The 12,615-nt window shown below is 65.4% G+C and carries 11 protein-coding genes and 1 pseudogene; 4 read left to right on the top strand and 8 right to left on the bottom strand.

The features are described 5' to 3' along the window. Positions 1–53: 53 nt before the first annotated feature. Complete coding sequence (locus tag QRN07_RS12965; RefSeq protein WP_285241234.1) at positions 54–1,019, top strand: alpha/beta hydrolase; 966 nt, start codon at positions 54–56, stop codon at positions 1,017–1,019. A gap of 15 nt (positions 1,020–1,034) precedes the next feature. Here the strand turns inward: QRN07_RS12965 and QRN07_RS12960 are convergent, their stop codons facing one another. The 4 genes from QRN07_RS12960 to QRN07_RS12945 form a co-directional block, all read right to left on the bottom strand. Next, complete coding sequence (locus tag QRN07_RS12960; RefSeq protein ID WP_285241233.1) at positions 1,035–2,303, bottom strand: MFS transporter; 1,269 nt, start codon at positions 2,301–2,303, stop codon at positions 1,035–1,037. Next, complete coding sequence (locus tag QRN07_RS12955) at positions 2,296–4,698, bottom strand: ATP-binding cassette domain-containing protein (RefSeq protein WP_285241232.1); 2,403 nt, start codon at positions 4,696–4,698, stop codon at positions 2,296–2,298. The genes QRN07_RS12960 and QRN07_RS12955 overlap by 8 nt, the downstream gene beginning before the upstream one ends. 86 nt (positions 4,699–4,784) lie before the next feature. Further along, positions 4,785–5,204 carry a VOC family protein gene (locus QRN07_RS12950; RefSeq protein WP_050686848.1) on the bottom strand — a complete coding sequence of 140 codons (420 nt, stop codon included), beginning with the start codon at positions 5,202–5,204 and terminating at the stop codon, positions 4,785–4,787. Continuing rightward, positions 5,201–5,644 (bottom strand): helix-turn-helix transcriptional regulator, encoded by a 444-nt coding sequence (locus QRN07_RS12945; RefSeq protein ID WP_056599573.1) that lies wholly within the window; start codon positions 5,642–5,644, stop codon positions 5,201–5,203. The genes QRN07_RS12950 and QRN07_RS12945 overlap by 4 nt, the downstream gene beginning before the upstream one ends. A gap of 318 nt (positions 5,645–5,962) precedes the next feature. Here QRN07_RS12945 and QRN07_RS12940 point away from each other — a divergent pair. The 3 genes and pseudogenes from QRN07_RS12940 to QRN07_RS12930 form a co-directional block, all read left to right on the top strand. Next, a pseudogene (locus QRN07_RS12940) lies at positions 5,963–6,844 on the top strand (ATP/GTP-binding protein); the annotation flags it as partial. Then, complete coding sequence (locus tag QRN07_RS12935; RefSeq protein ID WP_285241231.1) at positions 6,841–8,610, top strand: type IV secretory system conjugative DNA transfer family protein; 1,770 nt, start codon at positions 6,841–6,843, stop codon at positions 8,608–8,610. The pseudogene QRN07_RS12940 and the gene QRN07_RS12935, both read left to right, overlap by 4 nt. Positions 8,611–8,622: 12 nt before the next feature. Next, a complete protein-coding gene (locus QRN07_RS12930) occupies positions 8,623–9,066 on the top strand; it encodes a DUF4913 domain-containing protein (RefSeq protein ID WP_285241230.1) in 444 nt (147 codons plus the stop codon). Positions 9,067–9,102: 36 nt separating this feature from the next. On the opposite strand, the gene QRN07_RS12925 is transcribed toward QRN07_RS12930, so the two are convergent. The 4 genes from QRN07_RS12925 to QRN07_RS12910 form a co-directional block, all read right to left on the bottom strand. Beyond that, complete coding sequence (locus QRN07_RS12925; protein WP_285241229.1) at positions 9,103–9,423, bottom strand: hypothetical protein; 321 nt, start codon at positions 9,421–9,423, stop codon at positions 9,103–9,105. Then, positions 9,416–9,622: a hypothetical protein gene (locus QRN07_RS12920; protein ID WP_285241228.1), complete on the bottom strand. Its 207-nt coding sequence runs from the start codon at positions 9,620–9,622 to the stop codon at positions 9,416–9,418. Before QRN07_RS12920 ends, QRN07_RS12925 begins: the two co-directional genes overlap by 8 nt. Positions 9,623–9,811: 189 nt before the next feature. Next, positions 9,812–11,794, bottom strand: a complete 1,983-nt coding sequence (locus QRN07_RS12915; RefSeq protein ID WP_285241227.1) for a glycoside hydrolase family 127 protein — start codon at positions 11,792–11,794, stop codon at positions 9,812–9,814. Beyond that, positions 11,791–12,615, bottom strand: a complete 825-nt coding sequence (locus QRN07_RS12910) for a carbohydrate ABC transporter permease (RefSeq protein WP_285241226.1) — start codon at positions 12,613–12,615, stop codon at positions 11,791–11,793. The genes QRN07_RS12915 and QRN07_RS12910 overlap by 4 nt, the downstream gene beginning before the upstream one ends.

Below are 12,615 nucleotides of genomic sequence, written 5' to 3'. Positions count from 1 at the left end.
GCACCGGACGGCCTGCGGTGCAAAAGTATCTCCATGATGGAAAGATCTTCCCCATGAGCTCTCTTCAGCACGCGCCAACAACCCCCTCGACGCGCCGCCCGGTCCTGCACTGGGTGTCGCTGGCCTGCGCCGCCGCGCTGGTGCTGGTCCCGGTGGCGATGCTGACCGGGAATCCGGCGGTACTGGGCGGGCACCCGCTCCTGCCGGCGCTGCTGGTGGTTGCCGCCGTCGTGGGCCTTGCCTGGGGAGTGCTGGAATTACGACGGCGGCGCAAGGCCCGGCAGCGCGGGAAGCTCCGGTCCGTCGGGGCCTGGGCCGGTCGGATCGCCATCTTGGGGCTGGTGGCCGCTTTGGCGTGGCTTAACCCGTTCGCCTACCAGCCGGGCAGTGCCGCGGAGGCCGGGCCGATGTCCGACCTGACCGTCACCGAAACGCCGACGGCGATCACCATGGCACCTGACGGCGTCCCCGCCACCACGGGACTCGTCTTTTATCCGGGAGCCCGCGTGGATGCGGCAGCCTACCAGGAGATCCTGGCGCCGGCGGTGGACGCCGGGTTCCTGGTGGTGATCCTCAAGGAACCCCTGGGGCTGAGCCTCCTGGACGGCAACCAGGCCCGCGCCGCCATCGCCGACAACCCGGACATCACCACCTGGGCGGTGGGCGGACACTCACTGGGCGGCGTCAGCGCGTCCACCTTCGCCGGGGACAACGCCGACGTCAGCGGCCTGCTGCTTTACGCCTCCTACCCTTTGGCCACGCTGCGCGACAAGCCGGACCTGGCCGTGCTGTCCGTCTCGGGCACCGCCGACGGGCTCAGCACCCCGGACAAGATCGACGCATCCCGCGAACTGCTGCCTGCAGACTCGGAGTTTGTGGCGGTCCAGGGTGGTGTGCACGCCTTCTTCGGCAGCTACGGCCCGCAGCCGGGCGACGGCGAACCCGGCATCAGTGCCGACGCCGCCAGGGACCAAATCTCCGCCGCCACGGTCACGTTCCTGCAGCGCGTCACGCAGTAGTTAGGACACCGGGCTTCACCGGCCCGGCACCGCCACCTCAACGTTCCCCGGCTCGTTCCGCGCTGCCCTGGTGGCCAGGACGCGGGCAAACACCAGCACCAACAACCCGGCCGCGGGCACAAACAGGAGGCCAACCCGCAGGGACGACGCATCGGCGATGGCCCCCACCACAGGCGGCGAGGCCAGGAAGCCCACCCGCAGCAGCCAGCCCACAATCGTCAGCCCGGCGCCCGGCCTGAACCCGGGAAGTTCGTCGGCTGCGTGCATCGCGGCGGGAATGAGGGTGGCCACCCCAAAGCCGGCCAGGCCAAAACCGGCCACCGTCCCCAGGACGCTCGGGAACGCCAGCGCGGCACCGGTACCCACCAGCACCAGCACACCGCCGGCCCTGGCAACGGCCCGCTGGCCGAAGCGGTCCACCATCCGGTCACCGAGGAGCCGGCCCACAAACTGCATGCCCTGCAGGGAGATGAAGCCCAGGCCCGCCATAAACGCGGACGCGCCCAGGCTGCCGGCCAGGTAAATGGCCAGCCACGAACTGCCGGCATCCTCCACGATGGCACCGGACGCGGCAATCGCCACCAGTGCCAGCAGGATCCCGTACCGGGCCGCGACTCCTGGGATCCGGGGCGGCCCACCCGCCTTCGTTGGAACGGGATCCGTGGCCGGCGGCCTGCCGGCGTTATCAGTCCGTTCAGCGCCATCCGGCTCCGGCCCTGCCAGGAGCCAGCGGGCCGCGGCCAGCGCCGCCGCCCCGAACACCACTGCCGAGACCGCCAAATGGAGCAGGAGCGGGACCCCGGCTTCCGCCGCCGCCGCGCCCACCACGCCGCCCGTGACCGCACCCAGGGACCAGACAGCGTGGAACGAATTGATGATGGACCGGCCGTACAGCCGCTGCACCCGGAGCCCGTGCGAGTTCTGCGCCACGTCGGTCAGCGAATCCATGGCTCCGGCCAGGAAAAACGCCGCGGCGAGCACCGCCCAGCTGGACGCGGTGCCGGCCGCCAGGATCCCGACGGCGGTCAGCAGGGTTCCGGCGACGGCCACCCGGGAGGAGCGGAAACGGCGGATGAGGTGGCCGGCGCTGAGCCCAACAATCAGGGCACCCAGCGGAAACGCGGCAACGGCAGCGCCAAACGCGGCGTTCCCTAGGTCAAGGTCCGCCTTGATCTCCGGGTAGCGCGGCAGGAGGTTGGCGAACAGGGCCCCGTTGGTGAAAAACAGGATTCCGACGGCGGTCCGCGCCCGGCGCGCCGCCGCCGGTACGGCGGCGCTAGGCACCAACGTACGCGGCGAGGTGCTTGCCTGTCAGCGTGGACTTGGCTGCCACCAGCTCCGCCGGGGTCCCCTCGAAAACCACCCTGCCGCCGTCGTGCCCTGCCCCCGGACCAATGTCGATGATCCAGTCCGCGTGCGCCATGACCGCCTGGTGGTGCTCAATGACAATCACCGACTTGCCAGCCTTGACCAGCCGGTCCAGCAGGCCCAGCAGCTGCTGGACATCCGCCAGGTGCAGGCCCGTGGTGGGCTCGTCGAGGATGTAAACGTCGCCCTTTTCGGCCATCTGGGTTGCCAGCTTGAGCCGCTGGCGCTCGCCGCCGGACAGGGTGGTGAGGGGCTGGCCCAGCGTGATGTACCCCAGGCCAACGTCCGCGAGGCGCTCCAGGACCTTATGCGCGGCGGGCGTCTTGGCCTCGCCGTCGGCGAAGTACGTCAGCGCCTGGTCCACGGACATCGCCAGCACGTCCGCGATGTTGCTACCGCCCAGCGTGTACTCCAGGACGGCGGCCTGGAAGCGCCGGCCCTCGCAGTCCTCGCATGTGGACTCCACCGTGGCCATCACACCGAGCTCGGTGAAGATCACGCCGGCGCCATTGCAGGTGGGGCAGGCGCCCTCGGAATTGGAACTGAACAAGGCCGGCTTCACGCCGTTGGCCTTCGCGAAGGCCTTGCGGATGGGCTCCAGCAGCCCGGTGTACGTGGCGGGGTTGCTGCGGCGGGAGCCCTTGATGGCGCCCTGGTCGATGGTGATGATGCCTTCCCGGTTGGCCAGCGAACCGTGGATCAGCGAGCTTTTGCCGGACCCGGCCACACCGGTGACCACGCACAGCATCCCCAGGGGCACGTCCACGTCCACGTCGCGGAGGTTGTGCTTCGCGGCGCCGCGCACTTCCAGCGCGCCGGCGCGTTCGCGGAAGGAATCCTTCAGGGTGGTGCGGTCATCCAGGTGGCGGCCGGTGACGGTGTCGCTCTTCCGCAGCCCCGGCACGTCGCCTTCATAAACGATTTCGCCGCCGCCGGAGCCAGCCGCCGGGCCGAGATCCACCACATGATCCGCAATCGCGATGATTTCCGGCTTGTGCTCCACCACCAGGACGGTGTTTCCCTTGTCGCGGAGCTGCAGCAGAAGGTTGTTCATGCGTTCGATGTCGTGCGGGTGCAGGCCGATGGTGGGCTCATCAAACACGTACGTGACGTCGGTCAGGGACGAGCCGAGGTGCCGGATCATCTTGGTGCGCTGGGCCTCGCCGCCGGAGAGGGTGCCGGCCGGGCGGTCCAGCGAAAGGTAGCCCAGGCCGATTTCGGCGAAGGAATCCAGCAGGTGCTGCAGCCCGGCGAGCAGGGGTTTCACCGACGGCTCCTTGAGTTCCCGGATCCACTGGGCCAGGTCGCTGATCTGCATGCTGCACAGCTCGGCGATGTTCTTGCCGTTGATCCTGGCACTGAGGGCTTCCGGCGCCAGCCGGGTGCCGCCGCAGTCAGGGCAGGACGCGAACGTGACGGCCCGCTCCACAAAGCGCCGGATGTGCGGCTGCATGGCCTCCACGTCCTTGGACAGCATGGACTTCTGGATCCTGGGGATGATGCCCTCGAACGTGAGGTTGACGCCCTCCACCTTGATCTTGGTGGGTTCGGCGTAAAGCATCGTGTCCAGCTGTTTCGGGGTGAAGCTGGCCACCGGTTTGTCCATGGGCAGGCCCACACCTTCGAACAGCCTGCCGTACCAGCCGTCCATCGAGTAGCCGGGGACCGTGAGCGCACCCTCCGCCAGCGTTTTGGTGTCGTCGTACAGCGCGGTCCGGTCGATATCGCTGACGTTGCCCATGCCCTCGCAGCGGGGGCACATGCCGCCCAGGTACGTGACCTCGCGGACCACGTTCTTTTCGACGCGGCCGCCCTTCTCGGTGCTCATCACGCCGCTGGCCTTGCGGGTGGGCACGTTGAAGGAGAACGCGGTGGGCGGCCCAACATAGGGTTTCCCCAGCCTGCTGAACAGGATCCGCAGCATGGCGTTGGCGTCCGTGGCGGTGCCCACGGTGGAGCGCGGGTTGGCGCCCATCCGCTCCTGGTCCACGATGATCGCGGTGGTCAGGCCCTCCAGCCGGTCCACCTCGGGGCGGGCCAGGCTGGGCATGAACCCCTGCACAAAGGCGCTGTACGTCTCGTTGATCATCCGTTGCGATTCGGCGGCGATGGTGGCGAACACCAATGAGCTTTTGCCGGAACCGGACACGCCCGTGAACACGGTGAGCCGCCGTTTGGGCAGTTCGACGCTGACGTCCTTAAGGTTGTTCTCCCGGGCGCCCTGCACGGTGATCAGGTCGTGGCTGTCAGCGACATGCAGTCCGTCGTTGCGGCGGCCCTGGCCGGCGGCGGTTGTGGTGTCCGTGCTCATTGCGTCTCCATCTGTGGGCCGTCGATTTCCGGGGCAAAGCCGTTGCGGCTTTTGTTCCCGGCGCCGCTGGATCCAATACTGTCAGGTCAGGGGTGCTGGTTGATACGGACGGTGTTGCCGGCGGGGTCCCGGAAGGCGCAGTCACGGATGCCGTAGGGCTGGTCGATGGGTTCCTGGACGACGTCGGCACCGGTCGCCTCCACGGCGGCGAAGGCCGCATCCACGTCCGGTGCGGACAGGATGACGGTGGCATAGGTGCCCTTAGCCATCATCTCGGCGATGGTGCGGTGCTCGACTTCGGTGATGCCGGGGCCGGCCGCCGGTGGGTAAAGGACGATTGAGACGGCGGGCTGGCCCGCGGGGCCCACCGTTATCCAGCGCATTCCGCCGTAGCCGACGTCGTTGCGGATCTCGAAGCCCAGGCAGTCGCGGTAGAACGCCAGCGAGGCGTCAGGATCGGTGTGGGGGAGGAAACTTGAGCTGATGGTGATGTCCATGCCAGTCATGCTAACTGCGGCTCCGGGGCGGGCGCTTCTCGATTCCTGACCGGTCTGGTGACCTGTTTCGATACGCACGACGGAAGTCCCGCCGTCGTGCCTGCTGCCTCCGCTTTGTAGGCGCTGGGCGGCATCCCCACGAGTTCGCTGAACCGGGTGCTGAACGTGCCCAGGGAGGAGCAGCCGACGGCGAAGCACACCTCGGTGACGCTGAGGTCACCGCGCGTCAGCAGCGCCATGGCCCGCTCAATGCGCCGGGTCATGAGGTAGCTGTAGGGCGATTCGCCGTAGGCCAGTTTGAAGCGGCGGCTCAGATGGCCGGCCGAGACGTGGATTCCGCGGGCCAGCGACTCCACATCCAGCGGCTGGGCGTACTCCCTGTCGATCCTGTCCTTGACGCGGCGGAGCAGGGCAAGTTCACGCAGGTAGGGGCTGGGTGCTGTGCTCACCTTTCGATGGTGCTACGGGCGGCAGGGGTTGTCCAGAGCCGGGAGTCCAGCGGTTGGGCCCGGACAAATTGGCGGGCGCGGCGGTGCCGGGTCGGCCAGGGTGGGGCCAGGTTCTACCGGCCGGCGGGTGTTCGCCTCTTCAAAGCCGTCTTGAACCGCGTGGGTTGGAACCGTGGCATCAGCGGAATGCGCGGGTACGCTCCCGGCCGGGCCGGAGTGCGGCCGCACTGTTCGCGGGAAGCGGCACAGGAGCAGCCCGGATCGGGGCGACCGGCATTCTGCTCCACGCCAATCCCGTGGTAATGACACGATCGGTGCCGCTTCACCGGCGTCCCCGTCCTCAAAGACCTCCTGGAGGTGATCGTCTCCGCCCCGGACGAACTCCGCCAGGTCGCCCTCGACCGCGGCGACCTGGCCATCTACCAGCAGGAAACCCGGGCACTCGAAGCCACCCTCCTGGGTCTCACCGGGGGTGGGAAGCTCGGGGAAATCTTCTCCCGCCACACCACCGAATCCATGAAACGGGACCGCGCCGTCGTCTTCGACGTCTCCAACATCGATGAGACCGAAACGGACCTGCAGGCCGCGGTGCTGCTCGCGTGCTGGTCCTACGGCTCCGGTACCGTCAACGTCGCCAATGCCCTGGCTGACGCCGCCCTGGAACCGCGCAGGAACTACTTCGTCGTCCTGGATGAACTCTGGCGGGCACTGCGGGCCGGTAAAGGCATGGTGGACCGGGTGGACGCCCTCACCCGGCTCAACCGTTCGGTCGGTGTCGGGCAGATCATGATCTCCCACACCATGTCCGACCTGCTCGCGCTCCAGGCCGAAGAGGACCGGATGAAAGCCCGCGGCTTCGTTGAACGCTCCGGCATGGTCATCTGCGGCAGACTTCCCGCCTCGGAAATGCCGCTGCTGACCTCCGCCATACCCTTGTCCCGGCAGGAGCAGCAGAAGCTCATCTCCTGGCAGGACCCGCCCGCGTGGGACTCCCGCGGCGTCGACGTCGAGCCCCCTGGCCGGGGAAAGTTCCTTATCAAGTTCGGCGGCCGTCCCGGGATCCCCGTCCAGGTCGGACTGACCTCCCTGGAAAAGGGACCGGACGGTGTGAACGACACCGACGGCAAATGGCACCAGCCACCCGAACCTGTTCTTGATCCGGTTCCGTCGGCAGTACCCACCCAAGGAGGCATCTCATGAGCGCACCGAACCGGAAAGGCATGGGCCTTGGGGACGCGATCCTCGTCTGGCTGGCCGTCGGTGCGATCGTCGTCTTCGGCGGCGGGACTTACGCTTCCCTGCACCTGGGGTGCTGGCTGGCCGGTGCGGAGGCTCCGCCGGCGCACCCGGTGGACTTGGTCGCGGGACTGATCAAGGGCAAAGTGGCCTGGCCTGTCCAGGCCACCGTTGTCGCAGCCGTCATGGCCGGGCTGATCCTCGCCCTGGCTGTCGTGGTGCTGCTGGCCTGGCGGAAGGGCGCGTCCCGGCGCGCCCGGGTCGATAAAGCCGCCCGCTACCTGGGTAAGGGTAAAGCGCTTGCCGCGTTCTCGGAAAAGGGCGCCCAGGCGACCGCTGACCGCCTCGGTGTTACCGGCACGCCGGGCATTGTCGTGGGCCGGGTCGTGGCCACCGGGCAGAAGTTCATCCAGTCCTGGGAAGACCTGTCCCTGGACATCTGGGGACCCAGGACCGGTAAGTCCACCTCGAGGGTGATGCCGGCAACCCTGGACGCACCAGGTGCGGTGGTCTCGACCTCGAACAAGCGCGACGTCGTGGACGGCACCCGCGGCGTCCGGGAAACCATCGCCCCGGTGTGGGTGTTCGACCCGCAGAAAATCGCCCAGGAAGAACCCCACTGGTGGTGGAACCCGCTCTCCTACGTCACCGACGAAGAGAAAGCCTACAAACTCACCCAGCACTTCTCCACCGGATCCCGGACCCCCGGCTCCAAACCGGACGCGTACTTCGACCCGAAAGCCGAAGACATCCTCTCCTCCTACTTCCTCGCCGCCGCGCTCGGAGAGCTGCCCATCACCCAGGTCTATCTGTGGGTGACGGAACAGGTCAGCCAGGAACCCATCGAGATCCTCCGGGAGCATGACTATGAGCTGCAGTACAAGGGCCTGGAGTCAACGCTGAAGCTGGCTGATAAGCAGCGGGACGGTATCTTCGGCACGGCCGAGAAAATGATCCAGTGCCTTAAGTCCCGCAACACGTTGCGCTGGGTCGCACCCACGGGAGGGGCGACGGTGGGCACCGATGCCCGCCGTCAGTTCAACCCGCACGAGTTCGCCGCCTCCCAGGAAACGATCTACATCCTCTCCAAGGAAGGCGCCGGCTCCGCAGCACCACTGACCACCGCCCTGACCGTCGCCATCGCCGAAGCGATGGAAGAACGGGCCGAACGCAGCGGCGGCCGGCTTCCCAAGCCCGCCCTGTTCGCCCTGGACGAGTTGGCGAACGTGGTTCGCTGGGCTGGCCTGCCGGACCAGTTCAGCCACTACGGCTCTAAGGGCCTGATCGTGATGGGTATCCTGCAGTCCTGGTCCCAAGGCGTCGAACTGTGGGGTGAAGCGAACATGCGGAAAATCTGGTCCGCCGCGAACGTGAAGGTCTACGGCGGGGGAGTGGCCGAAGAAGGCTTCCTCCGCGCCCTCTCGGACCTTGTCGGGGACTACAGCTACACCAACGTCTCCGTCTCCTCCGGCAAGTCCGGGTCCTCCCGCTCCCGCCAGGAAGGCAAGGAACGGATTTTCGACGTCTCCAACCTCGCCGAACTCGACCGCGGCCGCGCCGTCGTCCTCGCCTCCGGCGCCCCCGCCACCCTCGTCCGCACCATGCCCTGGTACACCGGAAACCACAAAGACGCCGTGCAGGCATCCATCACGAAATACAGCCCCCGACCCGAAGAACCAGCCGTCGCTGTCCACAGTGAGCCGGCACCCAATCCCTGGGTTACGAAGTAGGGAAGCGACGTTATGACCACTGACATTGGCCTCTTCGGTGAAGCCACCGCTGCAGCTCCTGCGCTTCCTGCCCCGGTGGAAAAGCAGGGTGAAGATAAACCGCCTGAACTGGTCTACGGCTCAGCCGAAAAATTCCTCCACGAACAGCTGCTCCCCACCTACGTCCGCGACGTCGACGGCCGCTCCTTCAAATGGTGCACCGAATGGTACTTCCACCCCGAAGCCGTCTCCCGCGTGGAAGCGCTGTGGCGGGCCTGGGAACACCTCAGACTCGACGGCGCAACCGGCATCAGCGTCTGGTTCAAAGACCACGCAGACCACCATATGAACGTCCTCCTTGACCCACGCGGACCGTTCTTTAGATGCGACATGCACAAGCACCGCGATCCGGAACACCTTGAGCCCAGGAAAGCGCCGCATGGGTGGTTCCCGGACGTCCGTCGGTTACCTGGTTGAGGATCACACAGGGTTTCTCTGGTGTCGGGTATCGCGTCAGGCAGAGCTGATTCCGGGCTGCTTCGGGTTAGTCGTCGCTACCGCATCCTGCGCTGGCAGAGGGTGCGCCGGTTGATGGGGGAGCCGGACTTCGTAGTGGTCGTCGCGGTCGATAATCTGGCGTAAATGTGGTCCATCGAATCTGAGCCACATCATCAATCCGTCCGCTGTCGCTGTTTCCACCGTGGCGGTCCGAAGGAACGTGTTGTCGGCCCAGATCTCGATCAGGGAACCAATCAGCGTGCGCCAGTTGCCAATATCTGGTCTTCTCGCCGGTGAGTGGTGCGGGAGCTGGTTGGTCGGCAGGGCCTTAGTCATGGCAGGTTCGGGTGAGTCCGAATGGGACGTTTTCGCTCAAGCGAATGGTGTAGTGGTGAGGGCCGTGGCGGGTGATGAGGATTCCCTGGCTTCTGGAGGCGGCAGCGGCGGTTTGCAGGAGCTTTTCACCGCGGCTGAGTTGATGGTTAAGGTCTTCGCGGTTGTCGGCGCGAACGGTGATGACCTCCAAGGTGTTCATGGCAGTTCTCCAGGTTTTCTCTAGCGATTGTTTGCTGACAGGAACGGGTTGGGATGACATCGATGCCCGTTTCCAGCGTCAGTGGTCCTACCTGACTCGTGGAGGAATGACGCTGTCCCGGTTGGTTGGGACAAGGTGGTTGTGGCCGGGCGAGAGGGAAAGGATCGCCCGGCCACAGGTCTTGGGTGCTCAGTTGATGGGGGCCTTGAGCCACACCCGCATTGTGACGGGGCCGTTGTTGCCCCAGTGGTGGTAGGGGACCAGTGAGGTGGCGACCGGTTCCACGGTGCGTTGGGAGGGCTGACCTGCCGGGTGGAACGGCCAGGGGGCGGGGTTTGATTTTTCCAGCCAGCCTTGGATGTTGATGCGTTCACCGTCGAGGTCCAAGGCTGTGTGAGGGTCAATGATGAAGTCGTCCACGTGCCGTCCCAGTGGCAGGTCAGCTGATTCAAGGCAGTACACCCGCGGGCCGCACTCGATGGCCACGGACCCTTTAATGGCGTCGATTCTGTCATCGCCGGCAGACATGCGGGGGGTCATCGGGAGCCGGAGATGGATAAGGTCACCGGAGGCGAACGTGCGGGTGATTTTGTTGTATCCGGGTGCCGCGGGCTGTTGTTTGCCATTGATGTCGATCGTGGCGTTTTCAGCCCATCCGGGGACCCGGATGGACAGGGTCCAGGGTCCGGTTGGTGTTTCGTCGACGGTCACGGCGATATTTCCGTCGTGGGGGTATTGGGTGTTGACGCTTAGCCGAATACGGCGTTCTCCGGGCAGGTCCGTGGCGATGTCGGTGTTTGCAAATTGGTGGATCTGGATCCCTTCTTCGTCGCTGGTGGCCAGGTAGGTTCCCAGTGATGCCAGGGTCCGGGCAATATTGTTGGGGCAGCATGCCACATCGAACCAAGCAGCCCGTTGGCTGGAGTCTGCCCGCTTGCTTTGTTCCTCGGGGCCGGTTGTCGTGCCCGGATTCCGTCGGTGGAGGGTATTGGAATAGAAGAACGTTTTGCCGTCTTCCGCGGTCGCAGTGGCCACGATGTTGAACAGGGTGCGTTCGATCAGGTCTGCGTATCGGGCGTTGCCGGTGGCTAAGAGCAAACGCCAGCTGAGCATGACCGAGGCGACGCCTGCGCAGCTTTCGCAGTAGGCCCTGTCGCTTGGCAGAACGTAGTCATCACCGAAGGCCTCGTCCTGGTGGTGGGAGCCCATTCCGCCGGTGATGTACGTCCGTTTAGCGACGGTATTTTCCCATTGCGTCTCGATGATTGACAACAGTTCCTGGTCGGCTGTGTCAACGGCAAGATCGACGACAGCCGCGGCCAGATAAAGTGCGCGTACGGCGTGCCCGCGCAGAACTGTTGATTCCCGAACCGGCATGTCGTCCTGGTAGTAGGACCGACCCCATTCGATATCGTCGAGCACGCCGTGCCCGCGCCTGTCGATGAAAAGCCGGGCCTGATCGCGATAACGTTCCTCTCCGGTGGCCCGCGAGAATTCCATGAGCCCGAGTTCAATTTCGGGATGCCCGCACACTGACTGGATTCCCTCCGGACCAAAAGTGTGACAGATGTGGTCAGCTACACGCCGCGCGATGCCGACCAGCTCGTCCTCCCCGTGGGTCCTGAGCCGGGCGACAGCTGCCTGGAGAAGGTGGCCGTAGTTGTAGAGCTCATGGCCCCATTCAAGGTCCGAGTAGCGGGAGCTCTGGCCTGGCCGGCCGAAATTGGTATTGAGGTAGCCGTCTTCCTCCTGTGCAGCGGCGAGCCGGCCAGTGATGGCTGTGATGGTGCGTTCAAGGTTGTTGCTGGGATGGGTTGCGCTTTCCCAGCAGTAAGCTTCGAGAAGTTTGTAGATTTCGGAGTCAGCGAATTCCCGGCCTTGACGTCCCGCGGGCAGGGTGCCGGCGGCGGCGCGGTCAAAGTTGGGCAACCATCCGGAACGCTCGAGCCACCCTAGGCAGTGATCAAGGGTATTGGTGGCGTTTATTCGCGAGCGTTCCCCCCAGAAGCCGGTGGACCGGAGGCGTGTTTCGCTGAGTCCCAGCGGGTACAGCAAGGTCGTTGCAGGGCAGACGGGACGGGGGTCGTATCTGGTGAGGGTGGTATCTAGCACGGTGTTGTCCAATGGTGGTTCCTGGCGCGGTTTGGGGTTGGTGTTGGTTTCCAAAGTCATCCCTTCAGTGCTCCTGACATGAAGCCTGTGATGTAGTAGCGCTGGAGGAAAAGGAACAGGGCTATGCAGGGCAGGGCAAGGACGACGACGCCTGCTTCGGTTACGCCGTAGTCAACGACTCCCATGGCCTGTTGGCGCAGATTGGCTACTGCGAGGGGCAGGGGTGCCAGATCTGAATTGTTGATGAGGATCAAGGGGGCGATGAAGTCATTCCAGGCTGCGAGGAACGTGAAGAGACCAACGGTGACCAGGCCGGGGACCACGCTGGGAAGCAGGATCCGCAACAGTGCCGTGAAGGAGTTGCAACCATCCACCTGTGCTGATTCCTCCAGCTCCGCAGGGATTGCCTCGAACGAGACACGCATCATAAAGATTGCGAAGGGCAGCTGGTACATGGTCAGGACAAGTGACAGGCCCACGAGTGAATCGGTTAGCCCAATGTTCCCGAGCAGGACGTAGAGCGGTACCAGCAGGCTGGCGTAGGGGACCATGAGGATTGCCAGGATCACCAGGAACAGGATGTTCTTTCCTGGAAAGCTGAAGCGGGCAAAGGAGTATCCGGCCAGCAGCGCCAGGGACAGGGTAAGGATGACGGTGAGGCCGGAGACTATGACGCTGTTCAGGATTAGTTGGCCAAGGCCTGGACCGTACTCCAGGAGGCGTTGGAAGTTTCCGAATCCGAATCCTTCCGGCTGGGCAGTTCCGGGTTGACCGGATACGGAGGCCATGCCTGCCCAGATCAGCGGGGAGAGGAAGATGATCGCCAGGCCGCCGGTGAGGACGTAGTAGGGCGTTCTCGAGAGGCTGCGGAGCCCGTTCAT

The sequence above is a fragment of the Pseudarthrobacter sp. MEB009 genome (assembly GCF_030208875.1).
Classification (GTDB): domain Bacteria; phylum Actinomycetota; class Actinomycetes; order Actinomycetales; family Micrococcaceae; genus Arthrobacter.
This window is presented reverse-complemented; position numbering and strand designations above follow the sequence as displayed.

What these genes read in the sequence shown, in the direction of transcription:
- QRN07_RS12915 (WP_285241227.1), bottom strand. Translation starts at nt 11,794, where the DNA reads ATGACTTTGGAAACCAACACCAACCCCAAACCGCGCCAGGAACCACCA.
- QRN07_RS12930 (WP_285241230.1), top strand. Translation starts at nt 8,623, where the DNA reads ATGACCACTGACATTGGCCTCTTCGGTGAAGCCACCGCTGCAGCTCCT.
- QRN07_RS12965 (WP_285241234.1), top strand. Translation starts at nt 54, where the DNA reads ATGAGCTCTCTTCAGCACGCGCCAACAACCCCCTCGACGCGCCGCCCG.
- QRN07_RS12950 (WP_050686848.1), bottom strand. Translation starts at nt 5,204, where the DNA reads ATGACTGGCATGGACATCACCATCAGCTCAAGTTTCCTCCCCCACACC.
- QRN07_RS12925 (WP_285241229.1), bottom strand. Translation starts at nt 9,423, where the DNA reads ATGACTAAGGCCCTGCCGACCAACCAGCTCCCGCACCACTCACCGGCG.
- QRN07_RS12920 (WP_285241228.1), bottom strand. Translation starts at nt 9,622, where the DNA reads ATGAACACCTTGGAGGTCATCACCGTTCGCGCCGACAACCGCGAAGAC.
- QRN07_RS12910 (WP_285241226.1), bottom strand. Translation starts at nt 12,615, where the DNA reads ATGAACGGGCTCCGCAGCCTCTCGAGAACGCCCTACTACGTCCTCACC.
- QRN07_RS12935 (WP_285241231.1), top strand. Translation starts at nt 6,841, where the DNA reads ATGAGCGCACCGAACCGGAAAGGCATGGGCCTTGGGGACGCGATCCTC.
- QRN07_RS12955 (WP_285241232.1), bottom strand. Translation starts at nt 4,698, where the DNA reads ATGAGCACGGACACCACAACCGCCGCCGGCCAGGGCCGCCGCAACGAC.